The organism is Vreelandella hamiltonii, from assembly GCF_014651775.1.
Lineage (GTDB): Bacteria > Pseudomonadota > Gammaproteobacteria > Pseudomonadales > Halomonadaceae > Vreelandella > Vreelandella hamiltonii.
The window spans coordinates 25,582-49,124 of record NZ_BMXN01000001.1 but is presented as its reverse complement, the minus strand read 5'-3'; the positions used below and the strand labels follow the sequence as shown (position 1 = coordinate 49,124).

18 protein-coding genes and 2 tRNA genes are annotated in these 23,543 nt (G+C 63.3%); 5 read left to right on the top strand and 15 right to left on the bottom strand.

Going from position 1 to position 23,543, the window contains the following annotated elements; genetic code table 11:
* Nucleotides 1-29: 29 nt before the first annotated feature.
* Both IE091_RS00230 and dapA read right to left on the bottom strand, forming a co-directional pair.
* Complete coding sequence (locus tag IE091_RS00230) at nt 30-1,010, bottom strand: outer membrane protein assembly factor BamC (protein ID WP_039181603.1); 981 nt, start codon at nt 1,008-1,010, stop codon at nt 30-32.
* Between the two features lie 83 nt (nt 1,011-1,093).
* Nucleotides 1,094-1,978, bottom strand: a complete 885-nt coding sequence (gene dapA, locus IE091_RS00225) for a 4-hydroxy-tetrahydrodipicolinate synthase (RefSeq protein ID WP_039181608.1) — start codon at nt 1,976-1,978, stop codon at nt 1,094-1,096.
* 269 nt (nt 1,979-2,247) lie between these two features.
* Here dapA and IE091_RS00220 point away from each other — a divergent pair, with 269 nt between their 5' ends.
* The gene (locus tag IE091_RS00220) at nt 2,248-2,721 is read left to right on the top strand and encodes a peroxiredoxin (RefSeq protein WP_096921463.1); all 474 of its coding nucleotides are present in this window, start codon (nt 2,248-2,250) and stop codon (nt 2,719-2,721) included.
* A gap of 66 nt (nt 2,722-2,787) precedes the next feature.
* Here IE091_RS00220 and IE091_RS00215 read toward each other — a convergent pair whose 3' ends face one another.
* Complete coding sequence (locus IE091_RS00215) at nt 2,788-3,888, bottom strand: AI-2E family transporter (protein ID WP_039181613.1); 1,101 nt, start codon at nt 3,886-3,888, stop codon at nt 2,788-2,790.
* Nucleotides 3,885-4,163, bottom strand: a complete 279-nt coding sequence (locus tag IE091_RS00210; protein ID WP_039181616.1) for a sulfurtransferase TusA family protein — start codon at nt 4,161-4,163, stop codon at nt 3,885-3,887. The genes IE091_RS00215 and IE091_RS00210 overlap by 4 nt, the downstream gene beginning before the upstream one ends.
* A gap of 203 nt (nt 4,164-4,366) precedes the next feature.
* On the opposite strand from IE091_RS00210, the gene IE091_RS00205 reads away from it, so the two are divergent.
* Nucleotides 4,367-5,827, top strand: a complete 1,461-nt coding sequence (locus IE091_RS00205; protein WP_189462513.1) for a M48 family metalloprotease — start codon at nt 4,367-4,369, stop codon at nt 5,825-5,827.
* Between the two features lie 87 nt (nt 5,828-5,914).
* Here the strand turns inward: IE091_RS00205 and nadA are convergent, their stop codons facing one another.
* The 8 genes from nadA to purL all read right to left on the bottom strand — a co-directional run bounded on the left by nadA (nt 5,915) and on the right by purL (nt 16,041).
* Nucleotides 5,915-6,943 carry a quinolinate synthase NadA gene (gene nadA / locus IE091_RS00200; protein WP_189462512.1) on the bottom strand — a complete coding sequence of 343 codons (1,029 nt, stop codon included), beginning with the start codon at nt 6,941-6,943 and terminating at the stop codon, nt 5,915-5,917.
* Between the two features lie 337 nt (nt 6,944-7,280).
* Nucleotides 7,281-7,356: transfer RNA gene (locus IE091_RS00195), tRNA-Lys, on the bottom strand.
* Between the two features lie 85 nt (nt 7,357-7,441).
* Nucleotides 7,442-7,517 (bottom strand) — tRNA-Lys (locus IE091_RS00190).
* A gap of 115 nt (nt 7,518-7,632) precedes the next feature.
* Nucleotides 7,633-8,502 carry a 23S rRNA pseudouridine(2605) synthase RluB gene (gene rluB / locus IE091_RS00185; RefSeq protein ID WP_016916149.1) on the bottom strand — a complete coding sequence of 290 codons (870 nt, stop codon included), beginning with the start codon at nt 8,500-8,502 and terminating at the stop codon, nt 7,633-7,635.
* A complete protein-coding gene (gene scpB, locus IE091_RS00180) occupies nt 8,489-9,277 on the bottom strand; it encodes an SMC-Scp complex subunit ScpB (protein WP_096921466.1) in 789 nt (262 codons plus the stop codon). The genes rluB and scpB overlap by 14 nt, the downstream gene beginning before the upstream one ends.
* Nucleotides 9,274-10,218 carry a segregation and condensation protein A gene (locus tag IE091_RS00175; protein WP_189462511.1) on the bottom strand — a complete coding sequence of 315 codons (945 nt, stop codon included), beginning with the start codon at nt 10,216-10,218 and terminating at the stop codon, nt 9,274-9,276. The genes scpB and IE091_RS00175 overlap by 4 nt, the downstream gene beginning before the upstream one ends.
* Nucleotides 10,219-10,266: 48 nt before the next feature.
* Nucleotides 10,267-12,084, bottom strand: coding sequence for a DNA repair helicase RadD (radD, locus tag IE091_RS00170; RefSeq protein WP_189462510.1), 1,818 nt, complete (start codon nt 12,082-12,084; stop codon nt 10,267-10,269).
* Nucleotides 12,085-12,114: 30 nt separating this feature from the next.
* Nucleotides 12,115-16,041, bottom strand: a complete 3,927-nt coding sequence (gene purL, locus IE091_RS00165; protein ID WP_189462509.1) for a phosphoribosylformylglycinamidine synthase — start codon at nt 16,039-16,041, stop codon at nt 12,115-12,117.
* A gap of 175 nt (nt 16,042-16,216) precedes the next feature.
* Between purL and mltF the strand changes: the two genes are divergently transcribed.
* Nucleotides 16,217-17,683 (top strand): membrane-bound lytic murein transglycosylase MltF, encoded by a 1,467-nt coding sequence (gene mltF / locus IE091_RS00160; RefSeq protein WP_189462508.1) that lies wholly within the window; start codon nt 16,217-16,219, stop codon nt 17,681-17,683.
* A gap of 14 nt (nt 17,684-17,697) precedes the next feature.
* On the opposite strand, the gene tadA is transcribed toward mltF, so the two are convergent.
* The gene (gene tadA, locus IE091_RS00155) at nt 17,698-18,150 is read right to left on the bottom strand and encodes a tRNA adenosine(34) deaminase TadA (RefSeq protein ID WP_222114775.1); all 453 of its coding nucleotides are present in this window, start codon (nt 18,148-18,150) and stop codon (nt 17,698-17,700) included.
* 109 nt (nt 18,151-18,259) lie between these two features.
* Here tadA and IE091_RS00150 point away from each other — a divergent pair, with 109 nt between their 5' ends.
* On the top strand, nt 18,260-19,081 hold the full coding sequence (locus IE091_RS00150; protein WP_016916141.1) for an acyl-CoA thioesterase: 822 nt from the start codon (nt 18,260-18,262) through the stop codon (nt 19,079-19,081).
* Nucleotides 19,082-19,192: 111 nt separating this feature from the next.
* On the opposite strand, the gene IE091_RS00145 is transcribed toward IE091_RS00150, so the two are convergent.
* Nucleotides 19,193-20,464 carry a malic enzyme-like NAD(P)-binding protein gene (locus IE091_RS00145; RefSeq protein ID WP_039181639.1) on the bottom strand — a complete coding sequence of 424 codons (1,272 nt, stop codon included), beginning with the start codon at nt 20,462-20,464 and terminating at the stop codon, nt 19,193-19,195.
* Between the two features lie 437 nt (nt 20,465-20,901).
* Nucleotides 20,902-21,117, bottom strand: coding sequence for a 50S ribosomal protein L31 (gene rpmE / locus IE091_RS00140; RefSeq protein ID WP_016916139.1), 216 nt, complete (start codon nt 21,115-21,117; stop codon nt 20,902-20,904).
* Nucleotides 21,118-21,261: 144 nt separating this feature from the next.
* On the opposite strand from rpmE, the gene IE091_RS00135 reads away from it, so the two are divergent.
* Nucleotides 21,262-23,517 carry a primosomal protein N' gene (locus IE091_RS00135; RefSeq protein WP_229800651.1) on the top strand — a complete coding sequence of 752 codons (2,256 nt, stop codon included), beginning with the start codon at nt 21,262-21,264 and terminating at the stop codon, nt 23,515-23,517.
* The last annotated feature ends 26 nt before the right edge of the window (nt 23,518-23,543 follow it).

The window sequence follows — 23,543 nt, the reverse complement described above, 5'->3', positions numbered from 1 at the left end:
GGGCTCCGTCTAAAATCGAGGTCTAAGAGTTAACGTAAGTAGCCGGAGACACGCTCAAGCAACTCGCGCTGGTCATCAGCGCTGAATCCACGCTCGCTGGCATTGATGGCGCGCAGCACGGTCTGGTTGCCCTCCGGCTGGAGCACGAGGCGAATATTCTGAGACATGCGGCGCACGTCCTGGCTGAACACGATCTGCAGCGGGTTACGCCCACGCTCGGTCTCGGTCATGTACTCGACCAGGAACTCGTAGTCATCCGCCGAGGCCTCAAGCAGGTCACGCTGACCTTCCTGAGTGAAATCCAGTGCCAGGTAGTGGTTCATTTCGGCCCACACGCGCTCGATGGGCTGCGGAATCAGAACTTCCCACTCATCGCCCTGCTGACGCATTTGCAACGTTTGCTCACTGGCAAGACGTTGAGCGGTCCAGGAGGATGCGCTGGCCGTTGCGCTACGCGCACCGAGATACTGCTCCAACGCGGCCACACAGCTCTCGACACTCTGGCCACCCTGCTCGCAGCGCACTTCGCTGCTGCCGGCACGCAATGCGCTTTGCAAGCGCAACGTGGCTTGAGGCGTGACGATGACGCCCTGAGTAGCGCTGCTTTCCTGAACGCCCAGCTGGCGACTGCGCACGAATGCCTCGAGCTGCGGCCATACCGCGCCCGTATCCGCCGCGACTACCAACCAGACCTGATCACCCGCCTGGCGACGCTCGACGTACTCAGGCTCCAGCCCACTGCCCAATGCCAGAGACTGAGGAGGCCCAATACGCGCTGCTTCATCGACACGAGCACCTTGAAGACCCGCCTGAGGAATCGGCATGGCATCACGATAACGCTGAGCATTGCGCGTTTCCGGCAAAACGAGAGGCGGCGCTGGGGCGGCTTCGGTGTAGTCCAGGTTGCGGTCGTGGTAGTAACCGTCACGCGCGCAGCCCGCCAGCGTGACGGTTGCGGCCAGCGCCAGCGGAATCCATTTCAGCGCACGTTTTTCTAGCACAGAGCTCATCAAGCCACCTTAACAGTCAACAGGTCATTTACCCGGCAAGGCACGTTGTCACCGGGTAGCAAATGCGTTCGCAGCGCCTGGGGTTACTCCTTGATCACACCCGCCAGTTGCAGCGCTTCGTTTACCGTACCGTGATACTTTTCGGACAGCCAGGTCAGCGGCAGGCGAATGCCCTGCTCCATGTACCCCATACGGTTCAGGGCCCATTTGACGGGGATCGGGTTGGACTCGATACCCAGATTGGTATGCAGCGGCATCAGGCGCGTATTGATCTGATGGGCCTTGTCGGCATCCCCCGCCACCGCGGCGACACACAGCTCGTGCATCGCCTTGGGCGCCACATTGGCGGTGACCGAAATGTCGCCATGTCCGCCCATCAGCATGAAATCACAGGCCGTGGCATCGTCACCGGAGTAGAGCATGAAGCCGCTGCCTTTCAGGCGAGAGATTAGATCCTCGGCGCGCTCAAGGTTCCCGGTGGCATCCTTCAAGCCGATGATGTTGTCCACCTCGGCCAGGCGAATCACGGTTTCGTTGTAGAGATCCGAGCAGGTGCGCCCCGGCACGTTATAAAGAATGACCGGCAGTTTGCTGCCCTTGGCCACCGCCTTGAAGTGCTGGTACAGGCCTTCCTGAGTAGGCTTGTTGTAGTAAGGGCACACGGAGAGGCAGTAGTCGGCGCCTACTTCGCTGGCATAGCGCGCCAGCTCGACCGCTTCGGAGGTGGCATTCGCGCCGGTACCGGCAATGACCGGGATACGCCCATTGACCTCTTCCACGACGCTGCGGATCACATCGAAGTGCTCGGCAAACGACATGGTGGTGGGCTCACCGGTGGTGCCCGCGGCCACGATAGCGTCGGTGCCGTTCTCGAGATGGAAGTTCACCAGGCGACGAAGCGCCTCCCAGTCGATGTCGCCATTGACCTTCATCGGGGTCGCCAAGGCGACAATGCTGCCTGTGATCATCCGTATTTTCCTCACCTGCAAAAAGTGGAGCTCGACCGGCCAAGCGGGGTGGCATGGTCAATGATCGAGTAAAAGACGCGGCGCGGATACCTCGAAGGACACGATGACCCCGCCTGTAAAAAGCAAATGGTACTCAGGCGATTCGAGCCTGTACAGCGTAAAGCACGTAGAGTTTACCACCGAGACTTGCCAAACCAGAACGATTCGCTTTGACAGCACGGCGGCGCATGCGTGTAATCTTGGTGAACCCCTATCTGTGAGGAGCTTGTATGTCACTCGAAATCGGCCAACCCGTTCCCGACTTTTCGGCCAGCGCCACTGGCGACACCACCATTACGCTGTCCGAACTGCGCGGCCAGCAGGTGGTGATATTTTTCTATCCCAAGGCCAGCACACCGGGCTGCACCACCGAAGGCGGCGACTTTCGTGATCGCAAGGCGGCCTTCGATGCCGCGAACACCGTGGTCATCGGCATTTCTCGAGACGGCCTGCGCGCCCAGGAGAATTTCAAGGCGAAGCAGGACTTCAATTTTGCGCTGATCTCGGACAAGGACGAAGCGGTCTGTCAGCTGTTTGACGTCATCAAGCTGAAGAAGATGTACGGCAAGGAGCACCTGGGCGTCGAGCGCAGCACGTTTCTCATCGACAAGGACGGCAAGCTGGCCAAAGCGTGGCGTGGCGTCAAGGTGCCCGGTCATGCGGAAGAGGTGCTGGCAGCAGCTCAAGCACTGCATGCCGAATAACCGGCCCTGAAGGCTCGTTGAGCCATGGCACCGGGACAGCATCCGGTGCCACTTGGCAAGCCCTCGTCAATCGGCCTTCAGCTCTATCTGCTCACGCAGCTCCTGATGCTCCTCCAGCCCTCTGGGCCAGGCAAAGACCAGCGCCTTGAGCAGAGTCGCCAACGGAATGGCGAAAAAGACCCCCCAAAACCCCCAGATGCCGCCAAAGAACAGCACGGCCACGATGATCGAGACCGGGTGGATGTTATTGGTCTCGGAAAACAGCACCGGCGCCAGCACGTTGCCATCCAGGGCCTGGATGATGCCGTAGGCCAGCAGCACGTAGGCAAACTGCTCGCTCACGCCGAAGTGGAAGACCGCCACCGCCGCCACGGGAATGGTGGCCACCGCAGCACCGATGTAAGGCACCAGCACGGAAAAGCCCACCAGCACGGCCAACAGCGCCGTATAAGGCAGCCCAAACAAGGCAAAGGTCAGGTACGAGACCGTACCGACAATGACGATTTCGATGGCCTTGCCACGGATGTAGTTGGCGATCTGGCGATCCATTTCCTGCCAGATACGCGTCAACAGAGAGCGCTTTTGCGGGAGCAGCGAGAGCGCAAACCCCACCAGCGCCTCGCGATCCTTGAGCATGAAAAACACCAGAATGGGCACCAGCACCAGATAAATGATCAGCGACATCACGTTACCCAGCGACGACAGCGACAGTGTCAAGGCGCGCTGCCCTACCTGGCTGATCTCGCGTCCGGCCACCCCGATCCAGCTCTGCATCTGATCAGGCGTGATCAGGTTGGGGAAGCGCGCCTGCAGCTCATCCAGCCATATCTGCGCCGTGGCAAACATGCGTGGCGTCTCCTGCACCAGCCCCACCAGCTGGTTCCATATCAACGGCATCAGGATGAACGCCATGGTCAGCAACACGCTGACGAAGGCCACGAACACGATGATGACCGCCAACAGGTGAGGCACACCTCGCCGAGTCAGCCCGTTGACCAGCCCCTGCAGCAAAAACGCCAGCACCAATGAGGTGAAGAACGGCGCCAGCATGCGTCCAAACATGATGATGGCCGCCAACCCTGCGATCAGCACCACCAGCAGAACCAGTGCTTCTTCATCGGAAAAATAGCGTTCGATCCAGCTCCTGAGAATGGCGCGCATGGTCATGAGCAAGCCACCCCGGCTTTGCGTAGCCAGAACACGTAGATCTCGCCCTGCTGGGCTCTGGCTTCCAACCGATGGTCACTCAGCTCGGCGAAGGAAGCGACGTCGCGCCAGGAGCCCGCATCGGTGGCACGAATCTCCAGCAGCTGCCCGGCAGACAAGCCAGCCAGCGCCTGCTTGGCTTTCAACAGCGGCAACGGGCAGTGCAGCCCGGTAGCGTCCAGTACCGCATCGGGCTGCACCCCCTCGGCCAGCGCGGATGCTATTTGCTCAGACATACCCTCTCCCTTGTGAAAGCGCTATCACACATGACGAAAACAGTTCATCGCTACATAACCGCCGTATTGTTGCATACACTGTTCGGACGATGACCAACCTGACTCGATTTAACGGCACTTCCTTGCCCGAATCAATGTCACACGCTGTGTTTGCAGCGACGCATTTGCAACAACTGCAGCAACCAACCACCACGAGGGATGCCATGGCGCACCTTAAGACTGCTACGCCACGCCTGGCCTGCGTACTGGCCCTGCTGCTGGGCACTGCTGGCCTCAGCGCGCCAGCGCATAGCACCGACAGCTACCAGTTGCCCACTTTGGGGGGGGCCTCTACCTCGGTGAGCAACGAGGAGTATCGCCTGGGCCGTGCCTGGCTGCGCCAGTTCAGGGCCCATGCACCCCAGTGGCAGGACCCCATCGTCAACGACTACCTGGAAAGCCTGGTGGCCAGGCTGGCGCCCCATAGCCAGCTGGGCAATCTGCAGACGACCACGGTAATGGTCGATAACCGCTCGCTCAACGCCTTTGCCGTGCCCGGTGGCGTGGTAGGCATCAACTCGGGGCTGTTTGCCTTTGCCGAGGATGAAGGCGCCTTCATTTCCGTCATCGCCCACGAGCTGGGACACCTCTCCCAGCGCCACTTTGCGCGCGGCAGCGCCAGGGCAGAACAGACGCAACTGCCCGCCATGGCCGCCATGCTGGCGGGCATGCTGATTGCCGCCAGCGGCGGTGGCGATGCCGGTATCGCCACCGCCATGGGCTCCCAGGCGGCGCTGATTCAGGACCAGCTCAGCTACTCGCGGCGCTTCGAGCAGGAAGCCGACCGTGTGGGCCTGCAAGCCATGGCCGCCGCCGGTTACGACCCCGAAGCCATGGTGCGCATGTTTGGCGCCATGCAGCGCATGGCGCGCCTGCAGGGCGGCACGCCCCCGGAATTTCTGCTGACCCACCCGGTCTCCGACAGCCGCTTGAGCGATGCTCAGGCACGGGCAGCACAGCTCAGCGTCGCCAACCGTTATACCAGCGACACGCTGTACGACATGATGCGCGCCCGGGCACTGCTCAGCATTCATCGTAACAGCCCTCAACAAGCAGCTTCTCGCCTCACGCAAGAGGGCGCCGAGGAGCCCGCCCTGCGCTACGTCTCGGCCCTGATCGATGCGCAAAACGGCCAGACCGATCAGGCGCTCCAGACCCTGGATCGGCTGGCCAGCGAGCTGCCGGATTACGCCATGCTGCCCGCCTCGGCCGCCCAGGTAGCCCTGCAGGCCCAGCGCTACGACGATGCCATCCAGCGCAGTCAGCGACTGCTGCGACTGATGCCCAACTACCTACCCGCCCAGCTCACCCTGGCAGAAGCGCAGCTGCAGCGCGACCCCCAGGCAGCCTACACGCTGTTGCGAGAGGTCACGGCGCGCCACCCGGACAACCCTCAGGGGTTCAACCTGCTGGCGGAAGCGGCTGGCCGCAGTGGCCACAATGCCTGGGGGCACCTGGCCCGCGCCGAGCATTTGCAGCTCACCGGCCGAATGGATAGCGGTATTCGCCAACTGGGCATCGCCCGAGATGCTGCCCAGCAGGAGAACGACCAGCAGGCACTGGCGCGCATCGAGCAGCGCCGCGAGGCGTTCATCGAATACCGAGAGGCGCTGGAAAGGTTTTAGCCGCGCTGCCCAGCCACCGCCCAGCCAAATACGACAAGGCCCGGCGCCAAAGGGCGCCGGGCCTTGTGCATTCACGCCAGACAGAGCCTATGCGTTGAAGTTAAGCATCCGCTCCAGCGGCTTGAGCGCCTGCTGACGCAAGGCCGCATCGACGAAAATTTCGCCGCTGCCTTCGCGCAGCGCGCCCGCCAGGTTATCCAGCGCGTTCATCGCCATCCACGGGCAGTGGGCACAGCTACGGCAGGTGGCCCCATTGCCTGCGGTCGGCGCTTCGAACAGCGTCTTGCCCGGCACGGCCTGCTGCATCTTGAAGAAGATGCCGCGGTCGGTGGCCACGATCAGCTTGTCGTTGGGCAGCGTTTGCGCCGCCTTGATCAATTGAGAGGTCGAACCGGCCACATCGGCGAGCTTGACGACCGCCTCCGGCGACTCCGGGTGCACCAGCACGGCCGCCTCGGGGTACAGGCGTTTCAGGTCCTCGATACCCTTGGCCTTGAACTCCTCATGGACGATGCAGGCACCATCCCACATCAGCATGTCGGCGCCGGTTTTTTTCTGGATGTAGCCCCCCAGATGCTTGTCGGGAGCCCAGAGAATTTTTTCCCCGTTGGCCTGCAGGTGCTCGATCACCTCGATGGCGATCGAGGAGGTCACGACCCAGTCGGCACGCGCCTTGACGGCCGCCGAAGTGTTGGCGTAGACCACCACCGTGCGATCCGGGTGGGCATCGCAGAACGCGCTGAATTCGTCGATGGGGCAGCCGATATCCAGTGAGCAGGTGGCCTCCAGGGTGGGCATCAGCACCCGCTTTTCCGGGGAGAGGATCTTGGCCGTCTCACCCATGAAGCGTACCCCGGCCACCACCAGAGTAGTGGCGTCGTGGCGAGCGCCAAACCGGGCCATTTCGAGGGAGTCTGCCACACAGCCACCGGTCTCTTCGGCCAGCTGTTGAATGGCATCATCGGTATAGTAGTGCGCCACCAGAACGGCGTTGTGGGCCTTGAGCAGCTGTTTGATCTCGGCCACGCGGGCTTCGTCTTCCGCCGGGATGCGCGTTGGGCAGTACGGGCTTGGAAGCGGTGCCTCCAGCGCCACTTGAGAAGTCAGAATAGTCATCGTGTCTACCACTGTGACGAACAGGGAATCCCCCCGTTAAACACCAGTTGCGACGTATGCGCTCCGCATGCGCCGCCCTCGGGGCAACTGGCCGCTGCGTCTGTCGCACTCGCCGGTTGCCGATCTGGCCTGCTATTGCGGGCCAGCGCTGCCGAGCATGATCGACAGCCAAATCCACACATCGTTACAGGTCCATTGTGGTGGACAAGTATTGCCTGCTGCAAGCAGAACCGCACGCTGCAGTGCGGCACGGTTTGCCGATGCACCCTGCCCATCGCCAGGGCAGAACGCGCATAGCAGAACGCCCCTGGCAGCAAGCTACCAGGGGCGTTGAATTTGGTGGGTCGTGTAGGATTCGAACCTACGACCAATTGATTAAAAGTCAACTGCTCTACCAACTGAGCTAACGACCCAAATCCTGCTGCTTTTCTGAGGGCTTTCGCCGCTCTGTACGGCGTTACCGTAGTGTATCACTTGGTAACATCGCCGCTGTTCGAATGGTGGGTCGTGTAGGATTCGAACCTACGACCAATTGATTAAAAGTCAACTGCTCTACCAACTGAGCTAACGACCCGTCCGAACGGATGCATATAGTACGGATCACACCCGACAATAGCAAGCCTTTTTTGTCTTTCGTCTAAAAAAACCGCGCGGTGCTCGGTGTCCCCACACCGCGCGGCGAGCATCGCTTAACGACGCTTGGGCTTGCGCATGGCCTGAACCGGGCGACGCTTGTGCTTGTCGCGACTCCAGCGGTTTTTCTCGTCCGGCGTCAGCTCGGGCACCTTGCGGGTTTCCAGGTGGGCCAGGGTCGCCAGATCGTCGACTTCATCCTGGGAAAGCTCTACCCACTCGCCCGCCTTGGCACGCTTGTCGAGGAAGATATTACCGTAGCGCACGCGCTTCAGGCGGCTGACGGTGAGCCCCTGGGACTCCCACAAGCGGCGCACTTCGCGGTTGCGGCCTTCCAGAATCACCACGTGGAACCAGGTGTTGATGCCTTCGCCACCAAACTCCTGCACGTCGGTGAAACGGGCGGGGCCGTCTTCCAGCATGACGCCATCCACCATGGCGACGATATGCTCTCGCTTGACGTCGCCCATGACCCGCACCGCGTACTCACGCTCCACCTGGGTGGAGGGGTGCATCAAGCGGTTGGCCAGTTCACCGTCGGTGGTGAACAGCAGCAGGCCGCTGGTATTGATATCCAGCCGCCCGATGGCAATCCAGCGCTCGCCTTTCAGGCGCGGCAGACGCTCGAAGACCGTGCGACGGCCTTCCGGGTCCTTGCGGGTACACAGCTCGCCTTCCGGCTTGTTGTACATGATGACCCGACGCGGCACTTCTTCTTCCGGGCGCAGCGTGACCGGGCGGTCATCGAAGCTGACCTTGTCGCGGGCTTCCACGCGGTCACCCAGCTTGGCCACCTGGCTGTTCACCTTCACCCGGCCATCGGCAATCGCGGTTTCCATTTCACGGCGGGAGCCAAGGCCCGCACGGGCCAGCACTTTCTGCAGCTTTTCGCTGGTAGGCGGCGTGGTGTTGTTACTCTGACTCATGGTCGTCTGACCTCACATCGTTGGTCTGCGTGCCCGCGTCCTCATCTCGACGCTGGGCACGTGCCGCAAGCCGTGCCTCCAGATCGGCAAAGCTCAGCGGCTGGGTTAACGCCGTCTCGGCGTGGGGGTCGGCACTCGCTGCCGACGTGTTCTGATCTTGCTGGGGTGGCGCATCCTGCACGGTTTCGACGGCTTCGTCCAGTGCGACATGCGTCGCAGCGGGCGGTTCCTCAGCCAATGCTTCTTCGTCGGCGGCCACCAGCGTGTGCATAGGCGGCAAGGCATCCAGCGTCTTGAGCCCGAAGTCGTCCAGAAAGCTGCGCGTCGTGGCATACACGGCGGGACGCCCCGGCACGTCGCGGTGCCCGACGATGCGTACCCAGCCCCGCTCCATCAGCGTGCGAATGATCGAGCTGCTGACGCTGACGCCCCGCACTTCCTCGATATCGCCCCGGGTCACCGGCTGGCGATAGGCAATCAGCGCCAGGGTTTCCAGCAGGGCACGGGAGTAGCGCTGGGGGCGCTCATCCCACAAACGCGACACCCAGTGCGACAGCCGCGGGCGAATGCGCAGCTGAAAGCCCGAGGCCGTTTCGACCAGCTCCAGCGCCCCGTCCTCGTGGCGCCGGGCCAACCGCGCGAGGGCGTCGCGCAGCGCCTTGCGAGACGGGCACTCATCCTCCAGAAACAGCGTCTCCAGCCGCTCCACGGGCAGCGGTTCTCCGGCCGCCAGCAGCGCGGCTTCGACAATATCGTCCAACGTGGTGTCTCTCACCGTGACTCCTCGTCAGGTTCGAAGGCAGACTCTTCGTCCGCAGGGTCATCACTTTCCCGCGCAAAGGGGTCCTCGTCTTCATCGGCCAGCGCCGCCTGCCGAGCACGCACATGGATCGGCGACAGCGGCGCGTTCTGGACGATTTCGATCATCGACTCCTTGGCCAGCTCCAGAATGGCCATGAACGTCACGACGACCCCCGCCCGCCCCTCCTCCAGGGAGAACAGCGCTTCGAAGGGGGTATAGCGCCCATGGGTGCCATCTTCGTGCAAGCGCTCCATGATCTTCAGCATGCGCTCCCGGGTCGAGAGCACCTCTCGGCTGATCTGGTGGGCCTGAGCCAGCTCGGCCCGCTTGAGAATGTCCGACAGCGCGCCCAGCAGTTCGTCCAGCTCGACATCGGGGTGAATCACGCGGGTTTCCAGCGGTGGCAGGCCCGCCTGCACGCTGAACCAGTCCCGGCCCACCCTGGGCAGGGCATCCAGCGCTTCAGCGGCCTCCTTGAGACGCTCGTACTCCTGCAGGCGGCGTATCAGCTCCGCCCGGGGGTCCTCTTCTTCCTCGCCTTCCGCCTTGGGGGGGCGCGGCAGCAGCGTGCGTGATTTTATCTCGGCCAGCATGGCCGCCATCAACAGGTACTCACCGGCCAGCTCGATCTCCATGGCCTTCATCATCTCCACGTACTCGATGTACTGATGGGTGATCACCGCCACGTTGATACTCAGAATGTCGAGATTCTGCCGACGAATCAGATACAGCAGCAGATCCAGCGGCCCCTCGAACGCTTCCAGGAAGACCCGTAGCGCCTCGGGGGGAATATAGAGATCTTCCGGCAGCTGCGTAATGGGCTCATCGAACAGGCGCCCAAGGGCCTCTACGGTGGGCTCCACCGTAGAGGGCATCGCGTCTTGATCCGGCACGGCGCTGGGCGTCTCGCTCACGCGGGTCGAGTCCTTGTCAGTTGAAAACGGCAGTGTAACAGCGCTCCATCAACGCGGCATCTCGGCCGCCTCGGCGGCTTTACGATAGCGGCCCTGATAGTCGAACAGCTTGTCGCGGATTTGAAAGTGGCGGCCTACCTTTCTGCCCACCACAAAGTCGGGATGGCGCAGGCGGGACTGGGCAGTCACCACGTCGTCTGGCGTTGCTGGCTGCCACGGCACGCCCGGCGCGCGCAGATGGGCGCGCAAGAAGACCGCATAAAAGGCGCGGCGCTGGGCGGCGGTCTCCAGGGCAAACCATTCACTCAGGCTCGCACCGTCTTCGTCATGGTAGGTCACTTTGAGACGCGGCAGGCCGCGCCCGTTGGTGGTCGCCTCCAGCTGCATGCCGCTCACCCGCAGCACTTTGGCGTCCTTGAGCCGCAGCGCCTCCTTGAGCTTGTCATCGGCATCCACCAGCAGCTTCTCGCAGCCATGGCAGCGGCGGGCAGCGATATCGTTCTCTGCCCCGCACGCATCACAGACCTTGAAGCGAAAGCGAAAGGTGCACTGGCTACGGCGTCCGGCGTCGTCCTCCACCAGCCCCTGGCAGCGGCGGCCAAAATGCTCGATCACCAGCTCGCCGTCGCGCTTGCCCCAGAACAGGTTGGCGTGCCCACACTCGGGGCACTCGACCTGCACCGGCTCGCTATCGCTGTCGGGACGCGGCTCGCCTACCTCAGGGGCATAGAGGTCCCAGGGGTTGCCCGCATAATCCAGTATCAGGCACGCCTCCTTGCCTGGCGAGAGGCGCAGTCCGCGCCCCACGATCTGCTGATAGAGGCTCACCGACTCGGTTGGGCGCAGGATCGCGATCAGATCCACATGCGGGGCATCGAACCCGGTGGTCAATACCGCCACGTTGACCAGATACTTGAGCTTGCGCGCCTTGAACGCATCGATCAGCGCGGTGCGCTCGGCGGAGACCGTCGCACCGGTGATCAGCGCGGATTGGTCGGCAGGCAGATACCCCATGATCTCTTCGGCGTGGGCGACCGTCGCGGCAAAAATCATCACGCCCTGGCAGTCGGCCGACTGCTCGACCACTTGGGCAATGATGCCCGGCGTGGCACGGCTTCCGGCCACCACCCGATTAAGCTCTTCTTCCCGAAACAGCCCGCTGGAAGAGGGAGCAAGCGCCGAGAAGTCGTACCCCTCAATGGCCATGTCCAGCCGCCGAGGAGCGGCCAGAAAACCCTGCTTGACCATCAGGCGCAGCGGCTGTTCGAACACGCAGTCGGTGAAGAAACTCTCTTCTCCCCCGCGCACCATGCCGTGGTAGTGGCGGTGGTAGATAAACCCCTGACCCAGCCGAAAGGGCGTGGCGGTGAGGCCGAGAATCTTCAGCTGCGGGTTTTGGCGCTGCAGATGGTCGATCACCTGGCGGTAGCTGGAATCCTCCTCCAACGACACCCGATGGCACTCGTCGATCACCAGCAGCGTGAAGCTGGCGTCGTTGAACTGCGCCAGGTTGCGCACCACCGACTGCACCGAGCCAAACACCACCTGCCGACTGGCCTCCTTGCGCTTCAACCCGGCGCTGAAGATATCCGCTACCAGGCCATAGGCCTGGTACTTGGCGTGGTTCTGCTCCACCAGCTCGCGAACGTGGGCCAGTACCAGCACCCGCCCACGGGCCAGCCTCGCCAGCTCGGCAATCACCAGCGACTTGCCGCTGCCCGTGGGCAGCACGACCACCGCCGGGTCGCTGGTGGCGCGAAAGTGGTGAACTACCCGCTTGACCGCTTCCTGCTGGTAGGCGCGCAGCTGCGGCGGCGCATCAGGCGAGAAAGGCGGCCCGGAGGCCGCCTTTTCAGGGTATGTCATGGCACACCAGCGTCATGCTGCGCCTGCCCATCAACCCAGCCATACCCGCGCATTGCGGAACAGCCGCAGCCAGGCGCCGTCCTCGGTCCACTCTGCCGGACGCCAGGAGTTGGTCACTGCCCGCGTCACCCGCTCCGGGTGAGGCATCATGATGGTCACACGGCCATCCGGCGTGGTCAGCCCCGTGATCCCCGACGGGGAACCATTGGGGTTGGCCGGATAGCGAGTGGTGACCTGACCGTAATTGTCGATGTAGCGCAGGGCAATTTGGCTGCTCGACTGCATGCTGCGCAGGTGCGCCGTATCGCGGAACTCGGCACGCCCTTCGCCGTGGGCCACGGCGATGGGCAGCGTCGAGCCTTCCATGCCGGCCAGCAGAATCGAGGGGCTTTTCTCTACCCGCACCATGGCCACGCGGGCTTCGAACTGCTCGGATTCGTTGCGCACGAAGCTGGGCCAGTTTTCGGCGCCCGGAATCAGCGTCTTGAGCTGAGACAGCATCTGGCAGCCATTGCACACGCCCAGCGAGAAGCTGTCGTCCCGGGTGAAGAACGCCGCAAACTGCTCGCGGGCGCGTTCGTTGAACAGCACCGACTTGGCCCAGCCGCCGCCTGCCCCCAGCACGTCGCCATAGGAGAAGCCCCCACAAGCCACCAGGCCCTGGAAGGTATCCAGCGAGACACGACCTTCCAGGATGTCGCTCATGTGCACATCCACCGCATCGAACCCGGCCTTGTGGAAGGCCCAGGCCATTTCCACCTGGCCATTGACCCCCTGCTCACGCAGGACGGCCACCGCTGGCTTGGCAGTGTTGACGTAAGGCGCACTGATGTCGTCATTGACATCGAAGGTCGGCGCCGCGCTGAGACCGGGGTCACGCACGTCGAGCAGGTTGTCGAATTCGTTCTTGGCGCATTCGGGGTTATCGCGCAGCGCCTGCAACCGGTAGCTGGTCTCGGCCCAGGTGCGCTGGGTCAGCTGACGGGTGGTTTCCAGCAGCGGCTCTTCGAACAGCGTCACGCGTACCTGATCGTCGTAGCGCGGGCGGGCAATCACCCCGCAGGTTTCGATACCGGCCATGGCGAACTGGGTCAGCACTTCTTCGGTGTGCTGGCGATTGACCTGGATCACCGCCCCCAGCTCTTCTGCAAACAGCGCATTGAAGGCTTCCACCGGCTCGTCGATCAGCCAGTCGAGCTTGATTTCGAGACCGGCATGACCCGCAAAGGCCATCTCCAGCAGCGTCACCAGCAGGCCGCCGTCGCTACGGTCGTGGTAGGCCAGCAGCTTGCCATCCCGGTTCAGGCCCTGAATGACCTCGAAGAACGCTTTCAGGTCTTCCGGGTCGTCCACGTCGGGGCATTCGTCGCCCACCTGGCCATACACCTGGGCCAGCGCCGAGCCGCCCAGCCGGTTCTGGCCGTTGCCCAGGTCGATCAGGATCAGGTCCGACTCATCCTGCTCGAGGTTGATCTGCGGGGTCAGCGTGGCCAGCGCATCGGTGACCGGCGCAAAGCCAGTGACCACCAGCGACAGCGGCGAGGTGATGCTCTTCTCTTCGGCATCATCGCCCTCCTGCCAGGCGGTACGCATCGACATGGAGTCCTTGCCCACCGGCACGGCAATCCCCAGCGCCGGACACAGCTCCATACCGACCGCATGCACGGCGTCGTACAGCGCCTGGTTTTCGCCGGGGTGGTCGGCGGCGCTCATCCAGTTGGCGGAGAGCTTGATGTCCGAGAGCTTGGCGATCGGCGCGGCGGCCAGGTTGGTAATCGCCTCTGCCACCGCCAAACGGGCGCTGGCGGCCGGGTCGATCAGCGCCACCGGCGGGCGCTCGCCCATGGCCATGGCTTCACCGGCATGGGTATCGAAGCTGGCGGTGGTCACTGCCACGTCGGCGACCGGCACCTGCCAGGGGCCGACCATCTGATCACGGGCCACCTGGCCTGTGATCGAACGGTCGCCGATGGTGATCAAAAAGCTTTTCGAGGCCACCGTGGGCAGGCGCAGCACCCGGTCCATGGCTTCGCGCAGGTCCAGGTTGTCGAGCATCACGCCGGAAAGCTCGGGCGCCTGGCGCTCGAACGAGCGGGTCATCTTCGGCGGCTTGCCGAACAGCACGCTCATGGGCAAATCGACGGGTTTGGTTTCGAAGTGGCCATCGCGCACTTCCAGATGGTGCTCTGCCTGAGCTTCGCCCACCACCGCATAGGGGCAGCGCTCGCGTTTGCACAGCGCATCGAAGGTATCGAGGTCTTCCGGGGCCACGGCCAGCACGTAACGTTCCTGGGCTTCGTTGCACCAGATTTCCAGCGGGCTCATGCCCGGCTCGGCGTTGGGCACGGCGCGCAGGTCGAACAGGCCGCCACGGTTACCGTCCTTGACCAGCTCCGGCAACGCATTGGAGAGGCCACCGGCACCCACGTCGTGGATGAAGCGAATGGGGTTTTTCTCACCCATTGCCCAGCAGCGGTCGATCACTTCCTGGGCACGGCGCTCGATTTCCGGGTTTTCCCGCTGCACCGAGGCGAAATCCAGATCGGCGCTCGATTCCCCCGACGCCATGCTGGACGCGGCACCGCCGCCCAGACCGATCAGCATCGCCGGGCCGCCCATCACGATCAGCTTGCCGCCCACCGGAATCTCGCCTTTCTGGACGTGCTGGGCACGAATGTTGCCGTACCCACCGGCAATCATGATCGGCTTGTGGTAACCGCGACGCTCGATGCCATTGGCACTGAGGGCATCCTGCTCGTAGGTGCGGAAGTAGCCGGTCAGGTTGGGGCGGCCGAACTCGTTATTGAAAGCCGCGCCACCAATCGGGCCTTCCAGCATGATGTTGAGCGCCGACTGCATGCGCTCGGGTTTGCCGTAATCGAAGGCCTCCCAGGGCTGCACGAACTCGGGGATACGCAGGTTTGAAACGGTGAAACCCGCCAGGCCCGCCTTCGGCTTGCCGCCGATACCGGTGGCGCCTTCGTCGCGAATCTCGCCGCCGGAGCCGGTGGCCGCCCCCGGGAAAGGCGCAATCGCCGTGGGGTGGTTGTGGGTTTCCACCTTCATCAGGATATGGATGGGCTCCTGATGAGCATCGTAGTGAGCGCGTTCACCCTCTGCACCGGTCAGCGGTGTGGGGAAGAAGCGACCGCCGTGGCTGCCCTTGATCACCGCCGCGTTGTCACTGTAGGCCGACAGCACGTTGTCCGGTGAGGTCGCAAAGGTGTTCTTGATCATTTTGAACAGCGAATGGCTCTGGGCTTCGCCGTCGATGATCCAGTCCGCGTTGAAAATCTTGTGGCGGCAGTGCTCCGAGTTCGCCTGGGCAAACATCATCAGCTCCACGTCGCTGGGGTTGCGCCCCAGCTCGACGAAGGCCGCCACCAGATAGTCGATCTCGTCGTCTGCCAGCGCCAGGCCCAGCTCCCGGTTGGCGACTTCCAGCGCGGCACGCCCGCCCTCCAGAATATCCACGCTGCCCAGCGGGGCCGGTGAGTGGTGGGCAAACAGCTGGCTGGCCGCCGCCGTGTCGGCCAGCACGTTTTCGGTCATGCGGTCGTGGAGCAGTGCACCGATGGCGTCCCACTGCTCTGCCGTGGCCGTGCCACGCAATGCAACGCGGTAGTCGACGCCGCGCTCGATGCGATGGATCTGGCTCAGCCCGCAGTTATGGGCGATGTCCGTGGCTTTGGAAGACCAGGGCGACTGGGTGCCCAGGCGCGGCACCACCAGAAAACGCAGGGCTTGTTCGAGGGGTTCCTGGGCGGCTTGGCTGCCGTAATCGAGCAGCTTGGCCAGCCGTTCCTGGGAGGCGGTATCGAGCTCTTCGTGGTGGTCAATGAAGTGGACGTAGTGGGCGGACAGCGCTTCCACCTCTGGAACACATTCACGCAACACCGTTAACAGCCGTTCATGACGGAAGGCAGAAAGGGCGGGCGCGCCTCGAAGTTCGAGCATATCTGGGAGCCTCTAAAGCAGGAAGAGTCGAGCAGGAAATCACCGGGCCGCTAAGCGACCGACACACGGACTGCGCACTATGATACTGGAAAGCGGCGGCCACACGAAATCAACAAGGTGACACGGCGATAAAGGCTGGGTATCGTGGCAGCTCGTTCCACGCCGACAAGACACCATGCCGACATTGATTTGCCGACATTTTAGCGCCTTTTATCGGGCATATTTCGCGATGATCGCGATTTTGTTGCTGGTTTTGATCCCGCGCCCATCGACCTTTCCCGACGGCGAACACCTCACCCGCGTGCTGGCCAAAGACTTCATCACCGTACATACCCGCAATACGCCCACCACCTACTACGAAGGCCGCCAGGGGCCAACCGGGTTCGAATACGAACTGATGCACCGCTTTGCGGCCTCCCTCGGGGTCAGCCTCAATCTGAATGCCAGCCACCACCCGGACGGCGTCTTGCCTGCCGTGCGCGAACAGGGTGACCTGGGGGCAGCCGCGCTGCCGCTGATGGCCGACACCCCCGGCATTCACTACACGCGCCCGATCATCGAGATGCAGCCACTGGTGGTCTATCGGCGCGGCCTGTATGGCATCAACGCACCCGAAGACCTCGTCGGCTTGTCCATCGGCACGCTGAGCGAAGCGGGCACCAGCGATGCTCTGAAAGCCCTGCAAAGCGACTATCCCAGCCTGAGCTGGAAGGAGTCCAACGAACTGGAAGTGGCCGAGCTGATGGCCCGAGTCGAGAACGGCACCCTGGATGCGGCCATCATCTTCGACCACCAGTTCCGCCTGAACCGGCTGTTCTTTCCCAATGTCGAACGCGGTTTCTATCTGGGCGAGCCCCTCTCGCTGGTCTGGGCGCTGCCCAGCGGCCGAGGGCTGGGTCTACTCGACGCGGCCAACCAGTTCCTGCAGGAGCTGCATGAGAACGGCACCCTGGACCGCCTGATCAGCCGCTATTTTGGCCATGACGATTACCTGGAGTACGTGGGCACGCGCACGTTTCTGGACCACCTGGATGAACGCCTGCCCCGCTACACCGAGCTCTTCAAGCAGGCCGCCCGAGACACGGGGTTCGACTGGAAACTGCTGGCCGCCGTGGGCTACCAGGAATCCCACTGGGACCCTAACGCCGTCTCCCCCACGGGGGTGCGGGGCCTGATGATGCTGACCAACCCCACGGCCAGTGAGATGGGCGTTTCGGACCGCACCGATGCCGCCCAGAGCATCGACGGCGGAGCCCGCTATCTGCGCAGCATCAAGGACCGCTTACCGGACAGCATCACCGGCGAAGACCGCCTCTATATGGCCATGGCGGCTTACAACGTGGGGCTTGGCCACCTGTATGATGCCCGCAACATTGCCGAACGACGCGGCGGCGACCCCAACCTGTGGCAGGACGTGCGTGCCGCGCTGCCGCTGCTGCAGCAGCGCGAGTGGCATAGCCAGACGCGCCACGGGTACGCCCGTGGCGGGGAGCCGGTGATCTACGTGCGCAACATTCGCCGCTACTACGAAATGATCGAATACGTGGAGCGCAGTCGACAGCAGTTTTTCCAACTGGAGCAGACACCGGCCAGTGAAGAGCCGCTGCTGCTGTTCGAGATCGTGCCGCCGCTCACCCCGTGATACCGGGGACGGCGCTAGCGCTTGTCGGCAAAGAACTGCTTGAGCAGCTTGCTGGCTTGCGCCGCCAGCACCCCGCCGGTGACGTCGATATGGTGATTGAACCAAGGCTGGGCGAGCAGATTGGCCTTTGACTCCACCATTCCCGCCCGTGGCTCGGCGGCAGCGTACACCAGCCGCTGAATGCGGGCATGCACCATGGTGCCGGTGCACATCATGCAGGGCTCCAGGGTCACGTAGAGCGTACAGCCCTCCAGACGGTAGTTGCCCAGCCGCTGCCCGGCATCGCGCAGCGCACGCACTTCCGCATGGCCACTGGGATCGCAGCTGGACAGCGGCGCATTGTGGCCCGCCCCGACGATCTCCCCCTCGGCGTCCACTACCACCGCTCCCACCGGCACCTCTCCGGCGGCCATCGCCAGATGCGCCTGGTCCAGCGCACGGTGCATGTAAAATTCATCGCTGCGTATCAAGACAAACTCCGTTAAGGTAGCGAAACGATCGTTTCAATGGCGTGATCGCCAAACGCTGAGGGCGGCCTCCTCAGTGATCAAGCAGACAGCACCAAGGATACCGAGAATGAACGATGCGCTGAAGTCACTGGTTAGCTTGCTGGAGCTGGAACCCCTGGAAGAGACGCTGTTTCGCGGCCAAAGCCAGGACCTCGGGTTTCCCCAGCTGTACGGAGGGCAGGTACTTGGCCAGGCGCTGGCCGCCGCCGCCCGCACCGTCCCCGAGGAGCGTCGCCCTCACTCCCAGCACGGCTACTTTCTGCGCCCCGGCGACCCCCATCGCCCGGTGGTTTACCAGGTCGATACCATTCGCGACGGCGGCAGTTTCACCACCCGCCGGGTCACCGCCATTCAAAAGGGGCGGCCCATCTTCTTCTGCAGCGCCTCGTTTCAAAGCCCTGAAGAGAGCATCAGCCATCAGCGTGCCATGCCTGACGTGCCCACGCCCGAAGCGCTGCTGGAGAGCGGTGACGCCAAACATGCCCGTTTCCCAGGCCACCCCATCGAGTTCCTGCACCTGAAGAACAATCCGGACAGCGCCTCGCCTGCCGGGCAGTGCCTATGGTTCCGGTTCGCGGGCGGCCCGCTGCCCGACGACCCCGCGCTGCATCGCCATCTGCTCTCCTACGCGTCGGACTTCAACCTGCTGACCACCGGGTTGATCCCTCACGGCATCAAGTACACGGACCCGAAGCTGCGCATCGCCAGCCTCGACCACGCGCTGTGGCTGCACGAAGATACGCGGCTGGACGAGTGGCTGCTGTACGCCATCGACTCTCCCTGGAGCGGCAGTGCCAGAGGGCTGGCGCGAGGCCATATCTATCGCCGCGATGGGCAGCTGATTGCCTCGACGGCACAAGAGGGGCTGGTGCGCTACCCGCTCACCTGACGCCCGGCACCTACATGAACACGAACACGAACACCACACACGACAACGCCCGCAGAAAGCGGGCGTTGATGTCATGACATCTCGAACAGCCAATCTCGTGTCGAGCGGCGCTCAACTGCCGTAGACATCGTTGATGGTCTTGAGCGGATAGTGCGCCGGGTAGGGCTTGCGGGCAACCCCGGAGTCCACCGCCGCCTGGGCCACCGCCGAGGAGACACGCTCCAGCAGGCGAATATCGACCGGTGTGGGGATGATGTACTCACGACCAAAGCTCATCTCGGTACGCTCGTAGGCGTTCAGCACTTCCTGGGGCACCGGCTCGCGGGCCAGATCTTTCAGCGCATGCACGGCGGCCAGCTTCATCGCTTCATTGATGCGCGTGGCGCGTACGTCCAGAGCACCACGGAAGATGAACGGGAAGCCCAGCACGTTGTTGACCTGGTTCGGGAAATCCGAGCGGCCGGTGGCCATGATGACGTCCGGGCGCGCCGCCCGAGCCACATCCGGATGAATTTCCGGGTCCGGGTTGGTGCAGGCAAAAATGACCGGATCCGCCGCCATCTTCTTCACCTGTTCGGCAGACAGCAGCCCGGGGCCAGACAGGCCGATGAACACGTCGGCACCGTCGATGGCATCGTCCAGAGTGCGCATGTCGGTATCACGGGCAAACTCGGCCTTGTACTCGTTGATGCCATCGCGGTCGGTGTGGATCACACCGCGACGGTCGAGCATGACCAGATGCTCTTTCTTGGCACCACAGGAGATCAGCAGGCGCATGCAGGCAATCGCCGCCGCACCCGCGCCCATGCAGACGATCTTCACGTCTTCGATGCGCTTGCCAGCGATTTCCAGGGCATTCAGCATCCCGGCAGCGGTAACGATGGCCGTACCGTGCTGGTCGTCATGAAACACGGGAATGCTGCAGCGCTCGATCAGCGCCTTTTCGATTTCGAAACACTCGGGGGCCTTGATGTCTTCCAGGTTGATACCGCCCCAGGTATCGGCGATGCGTGCCACGGTATCGATGAACGCCTGCGGATTCTCGGCATCCACTTCGATGTCCACCGAGTTGATGCCCGCGAAGCACTTGAACAGCACGCCCTTGCCTTCCATCACCGGCTTGCTGGCCAGCGGCCCCAGATTACCCAGGCCCAGAATGGCACTGCCGTCTGAAATGACCGCTACCAGATTTCCCTTGCCGGTATAACGGTAGGCATTTTCCGCTTCGCGAGCGATTTCGCGAACCGGTTCAGCCACCCCCGGGCTATACGCCAGGGCCAGATCCCGCGCCGTCGCGGTGGGCTTGGTCAGCTCAACGGAGAGCTTACCGGGGATCGGTTTAGCGTGATAATCCAGAGCTGCCTGCTTGTTTGCATCCGTCATGGTCAAGGTCCAATCAGCCTAAAGTAGAAAAGTCATATCAGAATATAGAAAAAACCCAAGCGTCTCAAGCAGCTAGTCAACCAGCCTATGAAACGTGCGTTTTAGCGGCTTTTCCCATCCATTCGGAACTTTTCAGCTTCATTTGCTGCAACTTATGCATAGCACCCTGACCCATAACGGTTTCGTTATGGATGCACTGCAGCATAAGCTGGAAATAGATTCCAAAATGACGCACGGACTTATCCACACCCGCCTCGCAATAGCGGCTGTGGACAACGTCGCGACAGTAGGCTCAGGACCTTGGCTTCATCACAGAGCGTTCAGATGCCGGTGCCGCCAGGGAGCGGCAAAATAAGGCAGGGACAAAAAACCCACGCCGTAGCGTGGGTTTTGCACAGGGCACATGGCGTGCCTGCGATGGGCTGAATCCGTCGGGATCAGCCGCGCTTGACTGCAGCGCCAAAACGCTTGTTGAAGCGTTCTACGCGGCCACCAGTGCTCGCCTGCTTCTGCTTGCCCGTGTAGAAGGGGTGGCAGTTGGAGCATACGTCCAGAGAGAAGTCCTGACCAGAAGTAGAACCAACCTGGAAGCTGGCACCGCAAGAGCAGTTGGCGGTGACCGTGTTGTAATTCGGGTGGATACCTTGTTTCATCTTGAGCCTCATGAGCTATATGCCGCCACCTGATCCGCTGCCAGGCACCGCATACGGGTGTGAAAAACTGCTAACCGGTTAACCGCTCGATCCGATAGATTGAGAGCGGCCGCGCATTCTAGCAAACTAAACGCCGGAGGCCAATTGTCTGATTCTGTTTCTTCCCCGCCCGTCACGGCAGAGCGTACTCCGGGCGCTTTTCAGGTGCTGAAAGTGGCCCTGCCATCGCCGCTGCGCCGCCTGTTCGACTACCTGCCAGCACCCCGCGCGCCCGCCTGCGGCTGGCTGCCGGGGCTGCGGGTGCGGGTACCGTTTGGCCGCCGCGACGTGGTGGGGGTCGTCGTATCTCTGGCTTCCGGCAGCGAACTGCCCCGCGCCCAGCTGCGCGCGGTCAGTGAAGCGCTGGACGACGCGCCGCTCCCCGAAGACTGGCAGTGGCTGTGCCAGTTCACCGCCCGCTATTACCAGCACAGCCTGGGCGACACCATGCAGCACGCCATGCCCGCACGCCTGCGCCAGGGCCACCCCATGGCGGGCCGCACGCAAACCCTGTGGCATGCGCGTCAGGGCGATGACACGCCGCTACAGCGCGCGCCGCGGCAGGCCGAGCTCTACCGCCTGTTGCGCCAGCACCCCCACGGGCTGGCAGGGCGGGCCATCAGTGCCCACGGGTTCACCCGTGAACAGCTCCAGGCGCTGCAAAAAAAGGGCCTGGCCGAACCCCAGGAGATCACCCTGACGGCGGGGCAGCCCGTCTCCGGCAGCTTGCTGGCAACGCCGTCATTACCCCTCAACCGTGAGCAGGCCACGGCCCTGGCGGCGCTGCACGAAAAGCTGGACGGCTACCACCCATGCCTGCTGGAAGGCGTGACCGGCAGCGGCAAGACCGAAGTCTACCTGCAGTTGATCGAGGCGCTGGCCGCCAAGGGCAAGCAATCGCTGGTGCTGGTACCCGAAATCGGCCTGACGCCGCAAACCCTGGCGCGCTTCAAGAGCCGCTTCCGGGTGCCCGTGGTGGCCCTGCATTCGGGCCTCACCGACCCGGAGCGCCTGGACGTCTGGGAAGCCGCCGCCAGCGGGCGCGCCATGGTCATCATCGGCACCCGCTCGGCCATTTTCACACCGCTGGCCAACCCTGGCGCGATCATCGTCGACGAGGAGCACGACGGCTCTTACAAGCAGCACGACGGGCTTCGTTACCACGCCAGGGATCTCGCCGTGGCCCGGGCACACCATCACCAGATCCCATTGCTGCTGGGCAGCGCCACCCCTTCGCTGGAAAGCCTTCAGCAAGCGCTCTCGGGCGTCTATCGGCACCTGCGCCTGACCCAGCGCCCCAGCCGCCACCCGCCCGCCAAGCTGGAACTCCTGGACATGCGCCATCAGCGTCGCCAGGGAGGCCTGCTGCCCGGCGCGCTGCAAGCCATCCGCCAGACGCTGAAAGCCGGCAAGCAGGCGCTGGTCTTCATCAACCGGCGCGGCTTCGCCCCTAGCCTGGCGTGCCACAGCTGTGGCTGGCTGGCAGAATGCCATCAGTGCGATGCCCGCATGACGCTGCACAGGCAGCCCCCTCTGCTGGCCTGCCACCACTGCGACAGCCGACGCGCCCTGCCCGATGCCTGCCCAGAGTGCGGCAGCGGCGACCTGCGCGCGCTGGGGAGCGGCACCGAACGTACCGAAGAGACCCTGCAGGGGCTCTTTCCTGACACCGTCGTGCACCGCATCGACCGCGACAGCACCCGCAAGAAAGAGAGCTTCGAGCAGGTGCTCAAGGAGATCCATCGCGGTGAACCCTGCCTGCTGGTGGGCACGCAAATGCTGGCCAAGGGACACCACTTGCCCCACGTCACCCTGGTCGTGGTGGTCAATGCCGATGGCGGCCTTTATGCCGCCGACTTCCGCGCGCTGGAGCATAGCGCCCAGCTGCTGGAGCAGGTGGCTGGCCGAGCCGGGCGGGCCGCTCATCCAGGCCGCGTGCTGGTGCAGACCCTGCACCCCGACGACCCCCATCTGGGCCAGCTGGCCGAACATGGCTATGGCGCCCTGGCCCGCAACCTGCTGGAAGAACGAAGGCTGGCACAGCTTCCCCCGTTCTGTTTCATGGCGCTACTGCGCGTCGAAAGCCCCCAGGAGCCTGCTGCCATGGCGCTGGCTCAGCAGGCTGCACAGGCCTTGCGCCAGTGGCTCACGGATGCCAACCTGCCGGTACGCTGCCTGGGGCCAGTGCCTGCCCCCATGGAGCGCCGCCAGAATCGCTACCATCTGCATGTCATGATCACGGCCCAGAAACGCAGCCACCGACACACGGCGGCCCACTGGCTGGTACAGTGGCTGGAAGCTCATCGCGATGCGCGCAAGGTGCGCTGGTCCGTGGACATCGACCCGCAAACACTGGCCTAGCCATGACAGCGCCCGCGACGCCCAGC

What these genes read in the sequence shown, in the direction of transcription:
- IE091_RS00230 (WP_039181603.1), bottom strand. Translation starts at nt 1,010, where the DNA reads ATGAGCTCTGTGCTAGAAAAACGTGCGCTGAAATGGATTCCGCTGGCG.
- dapA (WP_039181608.1), bottom strand. Translation starts at nt 1,978, where the DNA reads ATGATCACAGGCAGCATTGTCGCCTTGGCGACCCCGATGAAGGTCAAT.
- IE091_RS00220 (WP_096921463.1), top strand. Translation starts at nt 2,248, where the DNA reads ATGTCACTCGAAATCGGCCAACCCGTTCCCGACTTTTCGGCCAGCGCC.
- IE091_RS00215 (WP_039181613.1), bottom strand. Translation starts at nt 3,888, where the DNA reads ATGACCATGCGCGCCATTCTCAGGAGCTGGATCGAACGCTATTTTTCC.
- IE091_RS00210 (WP_039181616.1), bottom strand. Translation starts at nt 4,163, where the DNA reads ATGTCTGAGCAAATAGCATCCGCGCTGGCCGAGGGGGTGCAGCCCGAT.
- IE091_RS00205 (WP_189462513.1), top strand. Translation starts at nt 4,367, where the DNA reads ATGGCGCACCTTAAGACTGCTACGCCACGCCTGGCCTGCGTACTGGCC.
- nadA (WP_189462512.1), bottom strand. Translation starts at nt 6,943, where the DNA reads ATGACTATTCTGACTTCTCAAGTGGCGCTGGAGGCACCGCTTCCAAGC.
- rluB (WP_016916149.1), bottom strand. Translation starts at nt 8,502, where the DNA reads ATGAGTCAGAGTAACAACACCACGCCGCCTACCAGCGAAAAGCTGCAG.
- radD (WP_189462510.1), bottom strand. Translation starts at nt 12,084, where the DNA reads ATGACATACCCTGAAAAGGCGGCCTCCGGGCCGCCTTTCTCGCCTGAT.
- purL (WP_189462509.1), bottom strand. Translation starts at nt 16,041, where the DNA reads ATGCTCGAACTTCGAGGCGCGCCCGCCCTTTCTGCCTTCCGTCATGAA.
- mltF (WP_189462508.1), top strand. Translation starts at nt 16,217, where the DNA reads ATGCCGACATTGATTTGCCGACATTTTAGCGCCTTTTATCGGGCATAT.
- IE091_RS00150 (WP_016916141.1), top strand. Translation starts at nt 18,260, where the DNA reads ATGAACGATGCGCTGAAGTCACTGGTTAGCTTGCTGGAGCTGGAACCC.
- IE091_RS00145 (WP_039181639.1), bottom strand. Translation starts at nt 20,464, where the DNA reads ATGACGGATGCAAACAAGCAGGCAGCTCTGGATTATCACGCTAAACCG.
- rpmE (WP_016916139.1), bottom strand. Translation starts at nt 21,117, where the DNA reads ATGAAACAAGGTATCCACCCGAATTACAACACGGTCACCGCCAACTGC.